General features: G+C 53.0%; 14 protein-coding genes and 2 pseudogenes. 7 read left to right on the top strand and 9 right to left on the bottom strand.

Features of this window, described 5'->3' with window-relative positions:
• Window positions 1–115: 115 nt before the first annotated feature.
• The 5 genes from ybeY (at window position 116) to H6F67_RS20795 (ending at window position 3,623) form a co-directional block, all read left to right on the top strand.
• Window positions 116–607, top strand: coding sequence for an rRNA maturation RNase YbeY (gene ybeY, locus H6F67_RS20815; protein ID WP_190768563.1), 492 nt, complete (start codon window positions 116–118; stop codon window positions 605–607).
• 145 nt (window positions 608–752) lie between these two features.
• A complete protein-coding gene (locus H6F67_RS20810; RefSeq protein ID WP_190768618.1) occupies window positions 753–1,196 on the top strand; it encodes a diacylglycerol kinase family protein in 444 nt (147 codons plus the stop codon).
• Between the two features lie 11 nt (window positions 1,197–1,207).
• Window positions 1,208–1,819 carry an aminodeoxychorismate/anthranilate synthase component II gene (locus H6F67_RS20805; RefSeq protein WP_190768562.1) on the top strand — a complete coding sequence of 204 codons (612 nt, stop codon included), beginning with the start codon at window positions 1,208–1,210 and terminating at the stop codon, window positions 1,817–1,819.
• Between the two features lie 3 nt (window positions 1,820–1,822).
• Entirely contained in the window at window positions 1,823–2,683 is an 861-nt protein-coding gene (locus tag H6F67_RS20800; protein ID WP_190768561.1) for a PfkB family carbohydrate kinase, read from the top strand.
• Window positions 2,684–2,738: 55 nt separating this feature from the next.
• Window positions 2,739–3,623, top strand: coding sequence for a 3'(2'),5'-bisphosphate nucleotidase CysQ (locus tag H6F67_RS20795; protein ID WP_190768560.1), 885 nt, complete (start codon window positions 2,739–2,741; stop codon window positions 3,621–3,623).
• 16 nt (window positions 3,624–3,639) lie between these two features.
• Here the strand turns inward: H6F67_RS20795 and H6F67_RS20790 are convergent, their stop codons facing one another.
• The 8 genes and pseudogenes from H6F67_RS20790 to H6F67_RS20755 all read right to left on the bottom strand — a co-directional run bounded on the left by H6F67_RS20790 (window position 3,640) and on the right by H6F67_RS20755 (window position 13,756).
• Entirely contained in the window at window positions 3,640–4,728 is a 1,089-nt protein-coding gene (locus tag H6F67_RS20790; protein ID WP_190768559.1) for an ABC transporter ATP-binding protein, read from the bottom strand.
• Between the two features lie 350 nt (window positions 4,729–5,078).
• Entirely contained in the window at window positions 5,079–6,029 is a 951-nt protein-coding gene (locus H6F67_RS20785) for a DnaJ C-terminal domain-containing protein (protein ID WP_190768558.1), read from the bottom strand.
• Window positions 6,030–6,781: 752 nt separating this feature from the next.
• Window positions 6,782–8,734: pseudogene (dnaK, locus tag H6F67_RS20780) on the bottom strand (molecular chaperone DnaK); the annotation flags it as partial.
• Window positions 8,735–8,871: 137 nt separating this feature from the next.
• Window positions 8,872–9,093 carry an RNA-binding S4 domain-containing protein gene (locus H6F67_RS20775; protein ID WP_190768556.1) on the bottom strand — a complete coding sequence of 74 codons (222 nt, stop codon included), beginning with the start codon at window positions 9,091–9,093 and terminating at the stop codon, window positions 8,872–8,874.
• Between the two features lie 52 nt (window positions 9,094–9,145).
• On the bottom strand, window positions 9,146–10,930 hold the full coding sequence (locus H6F67_RS20770) for an ABC transporter ATP-binding protein (RefSeq protein ID WP_190768555.1): 1,785 nt from the start codon (window positions 10,928–10,930) through the stop codon (window positions 9,146–9,148).
• Window positions 10,931–10,942: 12 nt separating this feature from the next.
• Window positions 10,943–11,506: a GNAT family N-acetyltransferase gene (locus H6F67_RS20765; protein ID WP_190768554.1), complete on the bottom strand. Its 564-nt coding sequence runs from the start codon at window positions 11,504–11,506 to the stop codon at window positions 10,943–10,945.
• A gap of 157 nt (window positions 11,507–11,663) precedes the next feature.
• A complete protein-coding gene (locus H6F67_RS20760; protein WP_190768553.1) occupies window positions 11,664–13,475 on the bottom strand; it encodes an ABC transporter ATP-binding protein in 1,812 nt (603 codons plus the stop codon).
• A gap of 113 nt (window positions 13,476–13,588) precedes the next feature.
• Window positions 13,589–13,756, bottom strand: coding sequence for a hypothetical protein (locus H6F67_RS20755; protein WP_190768552.1), 168 nt, complete (start codon window positions 13,754–13,756; stop codon window positions 13,589–13,591).
• Window positions 13,757–13,797: 41 nt separating this feature from the next.
• Between H6F67_RS20755 and H6F67_RS20750 the strand changes: the two genes are divergently transcribed.
• Both H6F67_RS20750 and H6F67_RS20745 read left to right on the top strand, forming a co-directional pair.
• Complete coding sequence (locus tag H6F67_RS20750; protein ID WP_190768551.1) at window positions 13,798–14,223, top strand: hypothetical protein; 426 nt, start codon at window positions 13,798–13,800, stop codon at window positions 14,221–14,223.
• Between the two features lie 101 nt (window positions 14,224–14,324).
• Window positions 14,325–19,289 (top strand): DUF4132 domain-containing protein, encoded by a 4,965-nt coding sequence (locus H6F67_RS20745; RefSeq protein WP_190768550.1) that lies wholly within the window; start codon window positions 14,325–14,327, stop codon window positions 19,287–19,289.
• A gap of 79 nt (window positions 19,290–19,368) precedes the next feature.
• On the opposite strand, the pseudogene H6F67_RS20740 reads toward H6F67_RS20745, so the two are convergent.
• Window positions 19,369–19,632 (bottom strand): annotated as a pseudogene (locus H6F67_RS20740) (transposase); the annotation flags it as partial.
• Between the last annotated feature and the right edge of the window lie 170 nt (window positions 19,633–19,802).

The raw sequence follows: 19,802 nt of genomic DNA, 5'->3' as shown, positions 1-19,802 counted from the left end.
CCCTAGCCCCTTCTCCCTGGGGGAGAAGGGGGACAAGAACCGGATCGGAAGTCCCTCTCCCCTAGGGGAGAGGGATTTAGGGTGAGGGCGGCTGTTCACTACACGTTCATCTTTCATGAAAGATCTGCAAGTTGAAGTTTACGTTGAGCAAGCAGGCGCGATCGCTCCTGAAGTCGATTTAGAAACCTGGCAACGCTGGTTCACTCGTTGGCTGGCGGAACTGGAACCCGTCGCATCTCCGATCGATGCCTACGAACTCAGTTTGCGCTTGACGGACGATCGCGAAATTCAAACACTGAACGCGCAATATCGTCAGAAAGATCAGCCGACAGATGTGCTCGCGTTTGCGGCCTTGGAAGTCGAGGCACCCATACCGTCTGAAGCGGAACCGCTGTACTTGGGCGATATTGTGATTTCGATCGAGACGGCGATCGCTCAAGCCGAAACCCAAGGCTATTCGCTTCAGCAGGAATTGGCGTGGCTGGCGGCACATGGGCTGCTGCATCTGCTGGGCTGGGATCATCCTGATGACGAGCAATTAGAGCAGATGTTGCGCCAGCAGGCAATTTTGCTACAAATCGTGGGAATGCCGACTGCTTATGATTAAGCCAGCATGAATTCTACTCGCTCGATGGATCTCACAAGCCGATCGCACCTGTAGACTTTTGGTAAGAGAGCGAATCCGCAGGGAATGCTGGATTTGACTAACACTGCTTGTTCACCTGCCGACATTGCTGAATATGCACCATCCTATGACCGATGCTCCGCGATCGCCGTTTAGTCCAGCCCCGTCGGGAACGATTAATCGAGATTTGGCTTGGCAGGTCGCTCCCAGCCTATTTATCAGCTTTCGCTACGCTTGGGCAGGCGTTCGCTATGCGTTTTTGACGCAGCGTAACTTTCGGATTCATCTGCTGGTGGGCATTGTAGCGATCGCGCTTGCCCTGTGGCTGCAACTGACGCGGGCAGAACTGGCAATCATCGGCTTGACGACCGGAGCCGTTCTGACGATGGAACTGCTGAACACGGCGATCGAATCGGTTGTCGATCTGACCGTCAAGCAGACCTATCACGAACTGGCAAAAATCGCCAAAGACTGCGCGGCAGGTGCGGTGCTGATTTCTGCGCTGGCGGCTGTGCTGGTGGCCGGATCGCTGCTGCTGCCGCCGTTATTGCTAAAATTGCAGTCACTCTAGGGCGATTTTTTATGATTTTGGTCATTGATAATTACGACAGCTTCACCTACAACCTGGTGCAGTACATTGGCGAACTCGGCGCAGAATTGCCCGTTGCTCAAGACATCCAGGTTTATCGCAACGACCAAATTTCGATCGCCCAAATTCAGCAGCTTCAGCCGGACGGCATCGTGATTTCTCCGGGTCCCGGTCGGCCTGAAGATGCCGGAATTTCGCCGCAGGTGATTACGGAACTGGGAAAAACAACTCCGATTTTAGGCGTTTGTCTCGGCCATCAAGCGATCGGCTTGGTCTTCGGCGGTCAGGTGACATCGGCTCCCGTCTTGATGCACGGCAAAACTTCACCTGTTCATCACACCAATATCGGCGTGTTTGCTGGGCTTGACAATCCGTTTACGGCCACGCGCTATCACAGCTTGGTGATCGATCGCGCCACCTGTCCGGACGTTCTCGAAATTACCGCTTGGGTTGAAGACGGTACGATTATGGGCGTTCGCCATCGCGACTATCCGCACATTCAAGGCGTCCAGTTTCATCCGGAAAGCATTCTGACTGGAGCCGGAAAAGCGCTGCTGCGAAACTTTCTTGTGCCGCTGAGCGATCGCCAACTCGCAGCCGTTTAGCAAATGGCTTCCGGTCTTTTCGTCGGGCTAGCCACGCTGGATCTGCTTTATCGTGTCGATGCCCTGCCGCAGGAAAATCAAAAAGTTGTGGCGAAAGAAAGCGCGATCGCTGCGGGCGGCCCTGCCACCAATGCCGCCGTTACGTTTGCCCATTTGGGCAATTCAGCGACGCTGCTGGCTGCGGTAGGAACTCATGCGATCGCCAACCTCATCCGCGCTGAACTGCAACCGCATCATGTCCAACTGATTGATCTCACGCCCGATCGCACTGATTCGCCTGCGGTGTCTTCCATTTTGGTAACGGCAGGAGGCGATCGAGCCGTCGTTTCGATCAACGCCGTCCATCGTCAGGTGGAAGCAGAAGCTTTGCAAATCAACTGGCTAGACCAGGTTGATGTCGTTTTGGTAGATGGGCATCAGATGGCGATCGGAGCAGCGATCGCTCAGGCAGCGCGGGCGCGATCGATCCCCGTTGTCGTCGATGCGGGAAGTTGGAAAGCTGGTTTCGAGCAGGTTTTATCAAACGCGGATTACGCCATTTGCTCTGCAAACTTTTTGCCGCCCAACTGCCATACCGCAGCAGAAATCTTCGAGTACCTTGCTGCACAAGGCGTTGAACAGATGGCGATAACGCAGGGCGATCGACCGATTTTGTGGCGCGATCGATCGGAAAGTGGCAAGATTGCAGTCGCGCCAATTGATGCAATTGATACATCAGGAGCAGGTGATATCTTTCATGGTGCTTTCTGCCACTTCTTGTTTGAACATCAATTTGAGCAAGCTTTGACGCAAGCAGCGATCGTTGCGGGTCGATCCTGTCAATTTTTTGGAACGCGAAGCTGGATAACCCAAGCTAAAGCGTAAAGGATTGAACGAGATCGCGCCTATAATGCGGTGAGGCAGTTGTGAAAGGAATGCGATGAACACTTTACACTCGATCGCGGGATCGCCCGTTGAAGACATTCTGGCGATCGCTCGAACCTTGGGCTGGGGCGCATCCGACATTCTTCGCACCTACTATCGCGAACTTGCCACCAGCGATCTCGACGTGAAAGAAAAGAAAGACGGACCTGTCACCGCCGCCGATCTCGCCGTCAATCGCTATGTCCTCAGCAAGCTTGAAGATGCGCTTGGCACTGAGGCATTCGGCTATCTCAGCGAAGAAACCTACAAAGCCAAATCTGCCGCACTGCCGCAAGAGTGGGTGTGGATTCTTGACCCGCTCGACGGGACGCGAGATTTCATCGATCGCACCGGAGAATTCGCCTTTCACCTCGCCTTGGCCTACCAGGGTCGGCCTGTCCTCAGCGTTGTTGCTTGCCCGGAACTCGAAAAGCTGTACTACGCGACTTTGGGCGGCGGAGCGTTTGTGGAAACGCCGAATGGAACGGTGCGACAGGTGCGCGTGTCAGGCCGATCGCGATCGTCGGATTTGCGTGTCGTCGTGAGTCGATCGCACCGAGACGATCGCTTCAATCAGCTTCTAGAGCAGTTGCCCTGTCAAAATCAAGTATTTGTCGGGAGCGTCGGCGGCAAGATTGCGGCGATCGTCGAGCAAAAAGCTGATGTTTACATTTCGCTTTCCGGCAAATCTGCTCCGAAAGATTGGGACATGGCTGCACCCGAATTAATTTTGACCGAAGCAGGCGGACAGTTCACGCACTTCAATGGAAATCCGCTGCGCTACAACACCGGAGATGTGAATCAGTGGGGCGGCTTGATGGCAAGTAACGGTCACTGCCATGCGGAATTATGCAGCGCAGCGGGAAAAATTCTTCAGCAGATTGACGCAGCAGCTAGCTAGCGACAATCGATCGAACTTACCGATTCAGTCGATCGCCCGTTGTGGGATCAAACACAAACAACTGATCGAGATTCAGCCGCAGCGACAAGCGATCGCCCACTCGCGGACGCAGTTCAGGTGCAAGCTGAATGTTGAGAATCGGAGCGGGAAGTTCGGCGGTGGGAACAACTGCCCGCACCAGAATTTCGCGTCCCAACGGTTCTACGATCGTCACTTCCGCCTTCAAGTGTGCGTCGGCATCCGACAGGTGAATCTGTTCTGGACGGATGCCGAGATTGACGCGCTGACCTTGAGCCGATCGTAAGGCTGGACGGAGGCGATCGGGACAGGGAATCGTCTGCGCTTCAATCCGAAAAGCCGCGCCGTCATATGTCGCAGCCAGCAGATTCATCGGTGGACTGCCTAAGAAGGTCGCGACCATTTGATTGGCAGGCTGAGCGTAGATTGTTTGCGGATCGCCAATCTGCTGAACGTGGCCGCGATCGAGTACAACGATTTGATCCGCCAGCGTCATCGCTTCGACCTGATCGTGCGTTACATAAATTGTTGTGTTGCAAACGCGCTGGTGAAGCTGTTTGAGTTCGGCGCGGGTTTCGTCTCGCAGTTTGGCGTCGAGGTTGGAAAGTGGTTCGTCGAGCAGGAAAACTTGCGGTTGACGGGCGATCGCTCGTCCCAAGGCGACGCGCTGCTGCTGTCCACCGGATAGCTGGCGCGGTTTGCGATCGAGCAGGTGGGCGATGTCGAGTGATCGGGCGACGGCTTCGATCCGCGATTGAATTGTTTTGGGATCGGTGTTCCGCATTTTGAGGCCGAAGGCGAGATTTTCGGCGACGCTCATGTGCGGGTAGAGGGCGTAGTTTTGGAAAACCATTGCCACGTCGCGCTGGCGGGCGGGAACTTGGTTGACCAGTCGATCGCCAATGTAAAGTCGTCCCGATGTGGCGGCTTCGAGTCCGGCGATCGTCCGTAAAATCGTGGATTTGCCGCAGCCGGACGGCCCGACGAGTACCCAAAATTGGCCGTCTGGCACTTCAAACGAGATGTTTTCGATCGCGGTGACGTTGTTGAAGCGGCGGGCGATTTCTTCGAGACGAACGGTTGCCATTGGAAAAGAAAGCTGCAAACGGTTTTTTGATCGTACAACTGGGCGATCGAAGATTTTCGGAAGTGGAGGGATCGATTCCTGCGGACAGCGCTTCGCGGCCAGCAAAGCTGATCCGTTCCGGATCGCCTTTCAGCTTATTCCCTGTTTCCGAGCCAGTGGAGTGTTGGGGTTGCCCCCACACACCTCCAACCCCATAGGGGGGAGTGCCTTCCCCTGACCCCCACGCAAGGGATTACTCGTGCGTGTCAATGTTGCGCTTCGCATTGGCTGTGCCGACCGCGTCTCTGGTTTCCGAACCGCTGCCTCCTGCCCTCTGCCTTCCCCTAACCCCTATCACCCGACACCCAAGCCTAAAGTGCTAAATTCGATCGTGGGTTGAAGGATTCAAGCTGGCGAATTTTTTCGTAGAGGTCGCGTTCTGGCTGGGTGATGTCTTTGGGAATGGCGATTTGAACTTCAACGATTTGGTCACCGCGCTTGCCGTTGATCGGGTAGCCTTTGTTGCCAAGGCGTAGCTTTTGGCCTGCGCGGACGCCAGCGGGGATCATCATTTTGACGAGGCCGTCGAGGGTGGGAACTTCGATCGCCCCTCCCAAAACCGCTTCACTCGGCGTTAGCGGTAGCTGGCAGGTAATGTCTGCGCCGTCCACCTTAAAAAACGGGTGTGGAGCTACGTCGATTTTGAGGTAGAGATCGCCGCCGGAGACGCCTTGCCCTTTCAGGCGGATGCGCTGGCCGTTGACCATTGCGGGCGGCATACTCACTTCGAGCGATCGCCCGTCCTCTAAGCGAATTCGCTCGCGGCCTCCGGTGTAGGCTTTGCCCAGCGGTACGGTGAGACGAGCTTCGGCGTTGCGGGGACCAGGACGCGAAACGGTGTAGCTGGTCTTGCTGGTTCCAGGGCGGAACCGGTCGCGATCGTCGCTGGCGGCAGGGGGACGGTTGAGCAACTGATCGACGAAGCTGTCGAAATCAGCATATTTGCTGAAGTCAACGTCTTCTTGCGTCGCGGTGCGATTGCCACCGCCACCCCAACCACGAGCTTTCGGTGCGTTGCCGCCCTGAAATCCGCCTTTTTTCCAGAAACGGCTGAACTGGTCGTATTGAGCGCGTTTGCCCGTGTCGGAAAGGACTTCGTAGGCTTCGTTCACGTCCTTAAATTTTTCCTCAGCGGCTTTGTTGCCTGGATTGAGGTCAGGATGATATTGCCGCGCTAGCTTTCGATAGACTTTTTTGATTTCCTCGGCGGTGGCGTCTCTGGGAACTCCCAGAATCTCGTAATAGTTCCGAAAGTTCTGCATGGATCAAAAGAAGGAATACAGGAATCGATTAGTGCTTACCAGGCATCGTCGTCATCGTCCCAGTCGTCGCTGGCGCGATTCTCATAGCGGCTATCGTAGGCTGAACGACGCGATCGCTCCGATCGATCGTCCCAGTCGTCTTGATCGTCATTGGCGCGATAGCGGTCTGCCGATCGATCGACATAGGCGTCGCGGCGGCGTTCGTCTTCGCTGCGCGGCTGCGATCGCGGATTCACATCGCTGCTGGGGCGGCGCGGCTGACTGCGAGACTGGTCGTAGTCCTGCTCGTAGTCGCTGCGGCTGCGGCGATCGGCCTGATAGCTACCTTCCGAGTAGCTATCTTCTGCATAGCGATCGCGCCGACTGGAACGATCATCTTCGTAGCTGTTTCGGTCGGTGCGGTCGTAGGAATTGCGGCTGCTGCGATCGCTGTAGCGGTCGTTTGAGCTGTTGTAATCGCTGCGATTGCTGCGTGCCTGGCCGTAGCTGTCGCGATCGCTGTAGCGGTCGGTTTGATAGTCGTCTTGCTCGTAGTCGCGGCCACTGTAGTCATCTTGACCGTTGCGGCTCGGACGGCTGTAGCGATCGTCGCGATAGCTGTCGCTGGAATAATCGTTGCGTCCGCCTCGCGAGTAGGAATCGTCCCGGTAGCCGCGATCGTAATAGTCATCGCGTGTCGGACGGCTATCGGGACGGCTGAAGCTGTCACGTGAATAGGAATCGCGGTAGGTGTCGCGACCAGAATAATAGTCGCGATCGTCTCTGGCATACGGATCGCGGTACGGGTCGCGATACCAGTCTTCATCGTCGTCGCCCAACAGCGCATCGCCAATGCCGCTGATCGTTCGCTTCACCGAACCAAAGAAGCCATCTGCCGCTTCTTCGTCTCTAGCGTCGAGATACGCTTCGCGGTTGAGTTCTGAAATTGCGTCGCGCAGTTCCGTTTGCGCCACGTCGATCGCCCGTTCGTCTTGATCGGCCAAAGCCTGCCGCAGTTCGCGCACCAAGCTTTCGATTTCGCGGCGGCGAGAACTGGCGAACTGCATTCCAAAGTCGAGGGCGACTTCGCGCAGTTTACGTTCCGCCTCAAAGGTCAAGGCTTCGGCTTTGGTTTTCTTTTCAACGCGATCGCGCCGTTCCCGGTCTTCGTTGGCGAACTTCTCCGCTTCCGAAATCATCCGCTGCACTTCGGATTCCAGCAGCGTCGATGCGCCTTGAATTGTGATGCCCTGTTCGCGTCCGGTCGTGCGATCGACGGCTGTGACCTGCAAAATGCCGTTCGCGTCGATGTCAAACGAAACGACAATTTGCGGGACGCCTCTGGGCGCAGGCGGAATCCCCATCAGCTTGAAGCGACCGAGCGATTTGTTGTCGTTCGCCATTTCGCGCTCGCCCTGCAAAACATGAACTTCCACCAGCGTTTGATTGTTTTCCGCCGTTGAAAAGATGTCGGATTTGCGCGTCGGGATCGTGGTGTTGCGCGGAATCAGCTTTTTCATTACGCCGCCGATCGTTTCCAGCCCGACCGAGAGCGGCGTCACATCCAGCAGCAGAATGTCTTTTACTTCCGAAGTCAGAACGCCCGCTTGAATGGCTGCACCAACCGCGACGACTTCATCCGGGTTGACGTTTTCGTTGGGTTCGCGATCGATCAGCGCCCGCACCAACTGCTTCACCATCGGAATGCGCGTCGAGCCGCCCACCAAGACGACCTCATCGATTTCATATGGACTGATCCCGGCATCGTTGAGCGCCTGCTTGACGGGGCCGCGCAGACGGCTGACCAGATCGCCGCACAAATCTTCAAATTGCGATCGCGTCAATCGCGTCTCCAGATGCTTCGGCCCGTCTTCGGTTGCGGTGATGAACGGCAAATTGATCTCCGTCACGGAGACGCCGGAAAGTTCGATTTTGGCTTTTTCTGCCGCTTCCATCAGGCGTTGCAGCGATTGACGATCTTTTCTCAGGTCGATGCCTTCCTGCTCTAAAAACTGTTCGGCAAGCCAATCCACAATTTTTTTGTCGAAATCGTTGCCGCCAAGCTGCGTGTCTCCGGACGTGGCGCGAACTTCAAACACGCCATCACCCACATCGAGGACGGATACATCGAACGTGCCGCCGCCCAAGTCGAACACCAAGATCGTTTGGCTGTCTTCGCGATCGAGTCCATACGCCAGCGAAGCCGCCGTCGGCTCATTCAAAATTCGCAAGACTTCCAGTCCGGCAATCCGCCCTGCGTCGCGAGTCGCCTGCCGCTGTGAATCGTTGAAGTAGGCCGGAACGGTAATCACGGCTCCGGTGACGTCTTGCCCTAGATATCGCGACGCTTCTTCAGCCAGCTTGCGAAGCACGATCGCGCTGATTTCTTCGGGCGCAAATTCTTTTTGCAAGCGCGGACACTTGATTTTGACGTTGCCGTATTCATCTTTGCGAATCGTGTACGGAACGCGCTTGGTTTCTGGCCGCAGTTCTGCGTATTTTTGGCCGATGAAGCGCTTCACGCCCGCAAAGGTGTTTTGCGGATTCAAAACGGCTTGCCGTCGTGCCATTTGCCCGACAAGCTGTTCGCCTTCTTTGCTGAAGCCGACGACAGAAGGCGTAGTTCGCAAACCTTCAGCATTGGCGATCACAACGGGTTTGCCGCCTTCCATCACGGCGACGACTGAGTTGGTTGTCCCCAGGTCAATGCCGACTACTCTGCCCATGCGCTGCGAAGCTCCTCGCGTCTACCGAAGGTTAAGAACAATAATATTGCTTCATTCTATCTTGAACGCGAAAAGGCTTTGTGGCTAGGGAAAAGCTGGCATCGTCCGGTCGGTTTTCCACACCTCTCAGGGCGCGGCTAAGAATTCGATCGCCCTTCCGCCAAATCAACGTGATAGCTTTCGCCCATTGTGAAGACGCGATCGCCTTGAACGAGTTTGCGTCCCCGTCGAGTTTCAATGCTGCCGTTGACCTGCACCTGTCCATCTTGAATTAATAGTTTCGCTTCGCCTCCGGTCTGCACTGCTCCCACAAATTTCAAAAACTGGTCGAGCTTAATGAAGTTTGAATCAGTCACCATCTTTCAATTTTCTTGAGTTTCAATTTCGCGATCGAAGTTCATCAAGCCAACCTCAAACTGGGCTAGCGGCTCCAAGCTGTAGCGCATACAAATTCGCATAAACGCCTTGCTTGTCAATTAATTCCTGATGCGTTCCACGTTCAACAATTTGCCCTTGCTGAATCACCAACACCTGATCAGCTTGTGTCACCGTACTGAGCCGATGCGCGATTACGAAGCTGGTTCGATCGCTCAACAGTCGATCGATCGCGGCCTGAACAAGTTTTTCGGTTCGCGTATCAATGCTGCTTGTTGCCTCGTCCAAAATCAAAATGCGAGGATTCACCAGCACAGCGCGGGCGATGCTGATCAGTTGCCGCTGTCCCTGACTGAGGTTCGATCCGCGCTCACCCAATAAAGTCGCATAGCCTTGCGGAAGTTGCGTAATAAATTCATGAACGTTCGCTGTTTCAGCGGCTGCTTCAATTTCCGCTTGGGTCGCGTTGGGACGACCGAAGGCGATATTTTCAGCGACCGTACCGCTAAACAAAATGTTGTCCTGCAAGACGAGACCAATCTGGCGACGCAGGCTAGATTGCGTGATCGATCGCACATCAATTCCATCAATTCTGACGCTGCCCGCGCTCACATCATAAAAGCGCAAAATTAAGTTAATGATTGTGCTTTTACCTGCTCCTGTTGACCCCACTAAAGCAATCATTTGTCCGGGCTTCGCGTGCAAACTAACATTGTTTAAAACAAGTTGTTTGGCGGTGTATCCAAAGGAAACACTTTCAAATTCAACTTCGCCTTGCACGGGTGGCATTGTAGTTGCATTCGGTGCATCTTCCAGCTTGGCAGGCTCATCAATCAAGCGAAAAATTCGCTCGGCTCCCGCCAAAGCCGACTGCGCCTGCGTATAGAACTGACTCAATATCTGAATCGGGCGAAAAAACTGCTGCACGTAAAGTAGAAATGCCGTGACAACGCCGACTGTTGCCTGACCCGTTACGGCCAAATAACCACCATAGGCAAGAACGAGTGCAGTGGCGATCGAATTGAGAAAATCGATCGAGGGCAAGAACGCTGCCGTAATTGCAACCGCACTAATATTTGCATCGCGATTTGCGGCATTTAACTCCACAAACTCGCGAATGTTTGTTTGAACGCGATTGAAGGCTTGCGCTTCGCGAATACTGCCGATATCTTCTTCAATTTTGGTGGAAAGATCGCCGATCGTTTCTCTGGTCAAACGAAAGCGCGATCGCGCCCAGCGAGCAAAAAACTGGGTTGTTAAAATCATCAGCGGCACAATTAAATTGCTCAACAATCCTAGTCGTATATCGATTACCAGCATTGCAATAATGATGCCGATTAAGCTGAATAAGTTGCCCAACATTTGCGCGATCGTCTGTCCAAACGCCTGATTGACGGTACTCACATCGTTGAGCAAGCGGCTCATCAAATCTCCAGCTTCAGAGCGATCAAAAAAGCTCACAGGTAAACTTTGAATTTTGAGAAAAATATCTTGCCGCAACTGCGCCAGCAAGCGCTGCATAATCCAGCCAACGCGATATATTTGCTGACGAATTGCTATGATGCCGCCAATATAGTTGAGCGCTAGAATTGCCAACATAATCAGCAGTCCGCGCAGATTGCCAGGGCGAATGAGGTTGTCGATCGACCAGCCAATTAAGGCAGGTCCGATTGATTGAGTCGCGGCTCCAATTGCCACCATGAGAATGGCGATCGGCACTTCTTGACGATAAGGCCGCAGATAGCCAAAAAGCCGTTGCAGCGTCGGAATTTGCTGGCTGGCTTTTTGTTCAGAAGCGACGATCGGACTGAAACCTCTCATAATGATTCCTTGCTAGAAACTCAAATCTTGAACTCGATAAAAATACTGGTAAAGCTCAGTAAAGCCTAAGGTTTCATAAAGTTTTAAAGCAGGTTGATTGTCTGCAACTACTTGAAGATAGGCGGTTGCTGCGCCTTGCTGTTTCGCCCAGTTGAGTAAGCCAAGCATCAACGATCGCGCATATCCTTGACGACGATAAGTTTTGCTCGTTCCAATTTCAAATAAGCCGACATCCTTGCCTTCTAATACTGCCAAACCAACCGCGATCGGTTTGTCTTCTTTCCACAAAACCGCAAATGCTTTTACTGGAACAACACTCGTCAGAATTTTTGTTAACAGCTGCTGCTCTACGATCGATGTTTCAAAAACCTGAGCAAAACAATCCAGCCATTTCGAATGATCGAAATAGATTTGCAAACAATCGGCTGTAGCAAGCTCATAGTGAGATAAATCTTTGATTTGTACGCTCGTAAAATCAAACTGAGTTAATCCAAGTTCAGCGAGTTTGCGATCGAGTTCGCTTGAGGCAAGCGGCGACATTCTGAAAATCAGCGGTAGATTTTGCAGCGCATACATGCGACGGCAAATCCCAATTTTTTCGACAATCGAACGATCGCCTGAATACAGTACGCTGACGGAATTTGCTCGCTTTGTGTAACCGGATGCAAATCGCAAAATCCAGCCGTCGAGCAGCATCGATCGAGGTGCTGCCCAAGCATTAAGCGATCGTTCTTCAATTCGGCGGATGGTTGTTTTCACGATCGGTGTAGGAAGGATGTTTGAGCAAGGAAGACTGCGGCGTTAAATCGCTTTTTTGCAGTTGCGATTCGAGAATCAAGCTGTAGAGCGAACTCGTTTGCATCAGTTCTTCATGTGTTCCTTGGGCGACGAGTAAACCTTGATCCATTAAGAAAATTCGATCGGCATTCTTAACAGTACTAATTCGCTGAGCAATCACAAAACTGGTGCAGGTTTTTTGTCGCATTAAGTCATCCAGCGCCGCTTGAATTTGACTTGCAGTCTTAGCATCGATCGCGCTCGTGCTGTCATCTAAAATCAAAATTCGATAATCGGTGAGCAGCGTTCGAGCGATCGCAATTCGCTGTTTCTGTCCACCCGACAAGCCTAATCCACGCTCACCAACGATCGTGTTGTAGTCTTCGGGTAAACCTGCAATAAAATCGTGAATTTGTGCCGTTTTCGCGACTTCGATAATTTCTTCGATCGAAGCATTCGGTTTGGCGTAGGCAATATTGTCGCGAATTGTGCCAGAGAATAAGGTGGTTTCTTGAAAGACAATGCCGATTTTCGATCGCAAACTCGATAGCTTAAAATTACGTACATCTACGCCATCAATTTGGACAGAACCAGACGTGACATCATAGAATCGCGGCAGCAAATTCATGATCGTACTTTTGCCCGATCCAGTCATTCCCAAAACAGCAATTAATTCGTTTGGGCGCGTTTCAAACGAAATGCCTTTAAGCGCTTCTGTGGACGAACCGGGATAGCGAAAATGCACGTTTTCAAACGTAATTCGTCCAATGCAGTCGCTCAGCACGAGGGCATTCGGGCGATCGCGAATTTCAATTTCGGCATCCACTACTTCATAGACGCGATCGGCAGAAGCGGCAGCTTGAGCAATGACGGGCGCAGCAAATCCAACTAACAGAATTGGCTGTAAGATAAACAGCAAGTAAGAGTTGAAGGCGACCAGTTCACCGATCGAAAAATCGCCCCTAATCACTTGCGCCCCACCATAGCCAACGACAGCTAATGTAATTAAATTACTGATCAAAAAGATGTAGGGAAAAGCGTTGCGAATGGCGGCGATCGTTTTCATACTCACCTGCACCAGTTCATCATTTGAACGGGTGTAGCGATCGATTTCGGCTTCTTCGCGCACAAACGCTTTTACGACGCGAATGCCCAGCAAATTTTCCTGGAGAACAGCATTGAGATCGCCTAATTTCTCTTGGGCTTGTCCAAATAAATGCTGATTGCGCGTGAAAAAGCGAAACAAGATATAGGCAGCGATCGGCACAAGCGCTAAGCTTACTAGCGCTAATTGCCAGTTCATAATCAGCAAAATAACAGTAGTTGTTATAAGCGTGACAAGCGAACTCACAACTTGCAGTAGACCAGTGCCAATGAAAGTGCGAATTTGCTCTACGTCGCTGGTAATTCGCGTGAGAAGTTGCGATGTTTGAGTGCGATCGTGATAGCTAAAGCTAAGATTTTCTAGCTTCTTGAAAATGCGATTTCGCAGATCGTAAGCAATGTTTTGTCCAAGCTGTTCTGCCCAAAAGCTCTGTCCAAAATTGAACAGTCCCCGTCCAATCGCCACCAGCACCATTGCGATCGCCACTTCCATCACCACATCAAGATTTCGTTCGGCAATGCCGCGATCGATTCCCCAACGAAACAACTGCGGTGTAATCGCATTTGCTGCCGTCAGCAACAGCAGGCTCACACTTGCCCCCAGCACAATCAGCCAATATCGGCGCAGGTTGGCAAGGACGCGGTTGAGAGACTGTAGCTGCATGGCAAAAAATGAAGCACGAAACCATCATTCTAGTGCGCTCTGCTCGATTCGCTCACCAAATTGATTTTCTTTAAGGTTTCGTTGTCAGATGGCTAACAACGATCGCATCAAATTCAAGGCTTGAAGATTGACCAATCGTGAATGAGCGATCGCTCATTTTCCACGCCAAATTTTGCAAAGCCTGAACTGGTGGGAAAGGCGGAAGTTGCACTGTTGATTTTGCTTTCAAAAGACTGGACAGCAACGGGCAAACTTGCCAAATTGGGGTGATCCCACTCCATCTTTATTGTAGTACAATTGTACAAAGTGAAAAAGTAGCACCATGGCTTCTACACTCACCGTTTCTGGAAAAGTGATGGGCAAATCTCAGCCCATTTTTACCGATTGGGAGCTTGCCCTTCCCCAAGCCGAAAATAGCTTGACCCTGCGAAATTTGCTCACTCAAATTGTTTGCGCTGAAGTTGCCGAATTTGAAGCGCGACAACGCCAGCGTCGGCTGCTTCAAATGCTTACGCCTGCCGAGATTCGTTTGGGCGTTGAGCAGGGAAAAATCGATTTGGGCGGCAGCGATCTTGCACAAGAAGTAGACATTGAGCAGGCGATCGACACGGCTCTGCAAGCGTTTGAAGACGGCTTGTACTTCGTTTTCATCGATGATGAGCAGCAAGAAAACCTCGATGAGTTTGTCACCTTGCAGCCCAATTCGCAACTGCTGTTCCTACGACTCGTTGCCCTGGTTGGCGGGTAAATTTTATTACAAGAAATCAATGGCAAGATAGCGTGACGATCTACGGCTGTCTTGGTTTTAATTGAACTGAATCAAAAGCTCACTCGTCACAGGATTGAACAATGCTGAATCGCGAAGTTGCAAAGGCTCAACTGGAAACGATCTATCAGGCCGACTGGCGATCGCAGCAAGTTCAACAACTGATTGCGCTTCCAGAACCGCTGCGATCGATCGGCTTGGGCATCATCAATCACGATGCGAACGGTCAGGCATTGCGAGGTCAAGAGTATTACGAGATTGAGACGCGAGCGTTTCAGCAAATTGATGAATTACCCGCCAGCGATCGCCTGCAAATTCTCAACATTTTCTTTCCCAAATTTGCTGATCTGGTGGAAGCAACCTGGCAGCGATTGGTGCAGTTGCCATATCCATCTGGCTATGCGCGGCGGGCGTTTCGCGCTCCCAATCATCCTGAATATAGTGCAGAAAAACGCCGCAATTGGCTCGACCATCTAATTCGCATTGTGGAAGGTTATGACCAAGATCTTGCCTGGTTTGCCGCTTGGACACCTTACCTTCGCTATTATGCTGAAGATACGTTGGGGCTGTTATTTGCAACGGCGATCGAGCAGAACGACGCTCTAGGTCAAACAATTTTTGATATTTTGATTGCTTCCGCCAGCAACAATCATGAAGTTGGCGCAATGGGGCGGCACGTAATTCGCGCTTTGCTGGTGGCAAATCGATCGGACGGCTGGGAATTGATTGAGCGATTGCTGTTAGCGGCACAGCGACAAGAAGGACTGCGGCAATCAATTTTGGAAACGATCGATGAAGCCAATCCGCTCGCATTTCAGCGAATGCTGTGGCTGATTTTGGATCACAATTTGATCCGCTTTAGTGCCACGCTCCGCGCTTTTGATGTGTGGCTGGGTTTTGGGCTGGAAGTGCTGAGCGAAAAGATTGCGAAACAAATGATCGCTCAGATTTTGGAATGTTTTGAAAGCCCAGAAGCTCACGCTGCCGCGCTGCAAAGCGACGATCCGCAAACGGTGTATCTCGCGCTGTGGACAAGCGGATTTAAAGATGCGATCGCCGCGATCGATCTCGCTGCTCCTCTACTCGATCACCCTGAAGCTACGCATCGATTTGTCGCCGTGCATTTTCTCAGGCAGCTAGAGATCACGCCCGCCCGATTCGTGCTGCTGTCGGCTGTAGGCGATGGCGATTTGCGCGTCGCAACTGCCGCTGTGCAGGCTTTGTCGATGGCGCGTGATCCCGCGATCGCCACAGAATCGGATGCGTTTGAGCGACTGGAGCAGGCGTTGCCGCACTTTCCCACCAAGCCGAAAACCGAGTCGATCGTGTGGGAGTGGATCAAGCTGGAAGCGAGTCAGGTGTTGATCGCGTCCGCGCTGCTGGCGACGTTGGGCGACCGCTCCCCCAAGCGTTTAATTCCGTATTTGCCGCTGCTTGATGCTTACGATCGCCGCAATGTCGCTCAAAAGCTGGCTGAGCTTCGGCCTTGGGATGGCGAAGTTCGTGCCACGCTGTTTGATTTGCTGGGCGATGCCAGCACGACCGTTCGCGAAACGGTGATCCGACTACTGCAAGGCTGCACGATCGATCCCCCGGAAACCGCGCAGCTTGAACAACTGCTGACCCGCAAAGCCAGCGATCTGCGGCGTGGAATTCTCGGTGTTTTGCTCAATCAGCCGGACGAGGTGGCGATCGCATCTGCGGAACGACTGACAACCGCGAAACAAGCACCGCAGCGTCAGGCCGGACTCGAACTGCTGCGCGAACTGGTGCAGAAAAATCGATCGATCGATCGCGCTCAGGCTTTGGCAACTCAGTATCAGACCGCTCGATCGAAGCTGACGACAACCGAAAATCAACTGCTGACGGGAATTTTGCGATCGGAAACTGAGCCGACGCTGACGGATGCGCTCGGTTTGGTGAAGCCGGACGAGTTGACTGCGATCGCTGATCCGCAGGTTTTAGCAGAAGTGGCGATCGTCACGCCGTCCGCCGAAAGCTGCCTGCTGGCGATCGATGAACTGATCCACGAGCATCATCAAACGCCCGTCAAGATTGACTCGAACGGCGAAGAGGAAGAATTGCTCGGCAATCTCACCTGGAAATTTCCGCGCATCAATCCGAAGCTGTCGCGGGAAGAAAATTTGGAGCGGTTGCCGCTGAGTGATGTGTGGCTCAACTGGTGGCGCGATCGCACGGATGATCTTCGCGATCCCGACGGGCTGGAACTGATTCGAGCGATCGTGCCCCGATTCAGCTATCGCGTTGATCCCTACGGCGGACAGCCTGCAACATCTAGTGAATCCACTTCGTTCAGTTTGGTCGATCGCATCGTGGCCGATTTGCAATCTCGCACTGGACAAACGAATGCTGAACTGCGCTATCCGCAACAGGTTCGCGGCATCATCGACTGGCTGATCTACCTGCATCCGATCGATGCCGTCTTTGATTATTGGCTCGATGCAATTTCGACGCTGCTTTGCACCCTGCCGATCGCTGAACTCAGTCAGGAATCGCAGTGGCAGGACTCTAGCTACTACGGCGTTAAAAAGCAGATTGGTGATTTCATCGACAGTTGGATTCATGTGGCGCGACGTTTTGGCAGCGGTGCAACGGCAGAACAGCAAATTCGCTGGTGGCATCTGATGCGCTGGAGCGATCGACATCTGCCCAGCTACTACGGCTACCATGCCAGAGCAAATCTTTGGGACGTGTTCAACGCCTATCAGGGTGGCGGCGCAACCGAGGCAGACGTGATGTTTCACCTGATTGGCGCAGAAGAACACTCAGATCAGGTGCAGCGACGATCGAGCAATGCCGCCGAAGCGAAAGCGAATCTGAGAACGTCTTTTCACGATTTGTCGGAACTGACGCGCCGCAATCCGCCGGAAGCTTACGCCAAGCACCCCTTCTTGCTGGAACTGGCCGATCGCGCCCGTCAGCGAATTTTGGCGATCGAACTTCAGCGCGGCGACTTGCCGACAGCCGCCTCGAATGCGGCGCTGGCTTTGCGATCGGTTTCCGGAATGTCAACGGTGATTCAACTGATCCAGGCACTCGATCGCGCCAAGCTGGTGCGCTACTACAGCTACAACAGTCTAAGCAAAGCCGCCGTCTTGAGTCATTTGATGCGCGTCAGCTTTCCGGCCACTGACGATTCGCCTGCCGAATTTGCTCAGCGGGTGCGATCGGCTCAAATCAAGACGGAACATCTAATTCAGTTTGCCTTTTACGCGCCGCAGTGGGTCAACTACGTGGAAGCGGCGATCGAGTGGTCAGGATTTGCCGAAGCCGTCTGGTGGTTTCACGCCCACACCAAAGACAACGGCTGGAGCATTCAGCAGGATATCCGCGAAGCCTGGGTTGCCCAAATCAGCGAACGCACTCCGCTTTCGGCACAAAGTTTGGTCGAGGGTGCGGTCGATGTCGAATGGTTTCAGCGGCTCTACAAAATTCTGAAAGCCGATCGCTGGAATCAACTCTACGACGCCGCGCAATACGCCTCAACCAGCGGCGGACACCAACGCGCCAAACTGTTCGCAGACGCAATGCTGGGCAATTTAGAAGCTGAGACTTTGCGCGATCGCATCACCACCAAGCGCCATCAAGATTCCGTCCGCGCCTTGGGACTGCTGCCGCTCGCCAAAGGCAAACAGCGCGATCGCGATATTCTCGATCGCTACCAAATTTTGCAAGAATTTCTCCGCACCAGCAAAAAATTCGGGTCGCAGCGGCAGGCCAGCGAAAAGCTCGCCGTCTCGATCGGCATGGAAAACTTGGCGCGAACGGCGGGCTTTGTCGATCCAATTCGGCTTCAGTGGGCAATGGAAGCACAGGCGATCGCGGATCTGGTCGATCGATCGCAGACGGTTTCGATCGATCAGGTCAGCGTCAGTCTGTCGATCACGCCGCAGGGCGAACCGGAAATTACGGTGACGAAACAGGGCAAACCGCTTAAAAGCATTCCCGCCAAGCTGAAAAAACAGCCGGAAATTCAAGCTCTGACGAGTCGCAAGCAGGAAATTACGCAGCAAGCTTCGCGCATCCGCATTTCGCTGGAGCAGGCGATGTGTCGGGGCGATCGCTTCACCGCTGCTGAACTCGTCCAACTCGCCAAGCATCCCGTCCTCTTCCCGATGCTCAGCCAGCTTATTTTGATCGGGGATGACGGCGAAATCGGCTATCTCGTCAATCAGGGAACCGCGCTGCAAAATCACGCTCAGACCGTGACGCCGATTCGATCGAGCCAGTTGAGAATCGCTCATCCGCACGATCTGCTTGTCACGCAGGAGTGGCATTTGTGGCAGCACGATTGCTTTGAGCGCGATCTCGTCCAGCCCTTCAAGCAAATTTTCCGCGAACTCTACGTTCCCACAGTGGCCGAGCAAAAGGAACCTGTTTCGCATCGCTATGAAGGCCATCAGGTGAATCCCAAGCAGGCGTTGGCACTGTTCGGGCAGCGCGGCTGGATTGCCTCACCGGAAGTTGGCGTTCGGCGCACGTTCCACGTGGAGAAGCTGATCGCGGAAGTTGATTTTGTCGGCGGCTTCTTCACGCCTTTGGAAATTGAAGGACTGACGATCGAAGGGGTTCGCTTCTACCGTCGTGACGAATGGAAACCGATTTCGCTGACCGACGTGCCGCCGCGCCTGTTTAGCGAAGTGATGCGCGATCTCGATTTGGTGGTCAGCGTCGCGCACATGGGCGGCGTTGATCCCGAAGCAACCGCCTCGACTGTCGAAATGCGATCGACCTTGGTGCGCGAAACCTGCCGCCTCTTGAAGCTGCACAACGTCCATTTGCAGAGCGCTCACGCCCTGATCGAAGGACAGTTGGGCAGCTATTCGGTGCATTTGGGTAGCGCGATCGTCCACCGTCAGCCCGGAGGCGCACTGTGCATTGTGCCCGTGCATTCGCAGCAGCGCGGCAGAATTTTCCTGCCGTTTGTTGATCCTGACCCGAAAACGGCGGAAGTCGTCTCAAAAGTGCTGCTGCTGGCGCGAGACAAAGAGATTCAAGACCCGACGATTTTGCAGCAGTTGCTTTAGCTCAGATCTTGCCACTGTTGCCTCACCCACCCTGAAATCAATTTCGGGCTAATCGTTCAAGTCATAAGCTAATCGGCATTTAAGTTGCAGTACTACTGTTGCCTTTGTTTTTGATCTTGCGCTGCCATTGAATGCAAAGCTCATTCTGATTGAGGAGCCTATCAAGTAAGCTTCTTAATTCTTCAACCGATGTGAATAAGCGATGGGCGATGTATTCTTTGCAACTATGCCAAACTAATTCAATCAAGTTGTAATCAGGACTGTAAGCAGGTAGAAACTCCAGCACAATATTTGGAAACTCCTCACAAATTTTTGAGCGAATATCTAGGCGCTCGTGATAACTTTTTTTCGCTTCAATATCCTCCGCACTTGTGAGGCACTTAAAGTAATGCTAGTCTTTTACAGGCAGCCTAAATAGGATGTGAACAAATGGTAGGCTGAGGGTGTGCCTCAAACTCTACCCTCTCAGACAATGGAAACGCTCGAACAGTTTATTCAAAGTAACCCACATAC

Origin of the sequence: Microcoleus sp. FACHB-1515 (genome assembly GCF_014696105.1) — a bacterium.
Lineage (GTDB): Bacteria > Cyanobacteriota > Cyanobacteriia > Elainellales > Elainellaceae > JAAUTJ01.
Note: the sequence above shows the minus strand (reverse complement) of the source record. Positions and strands in the feature narration are given on the sequence as shown.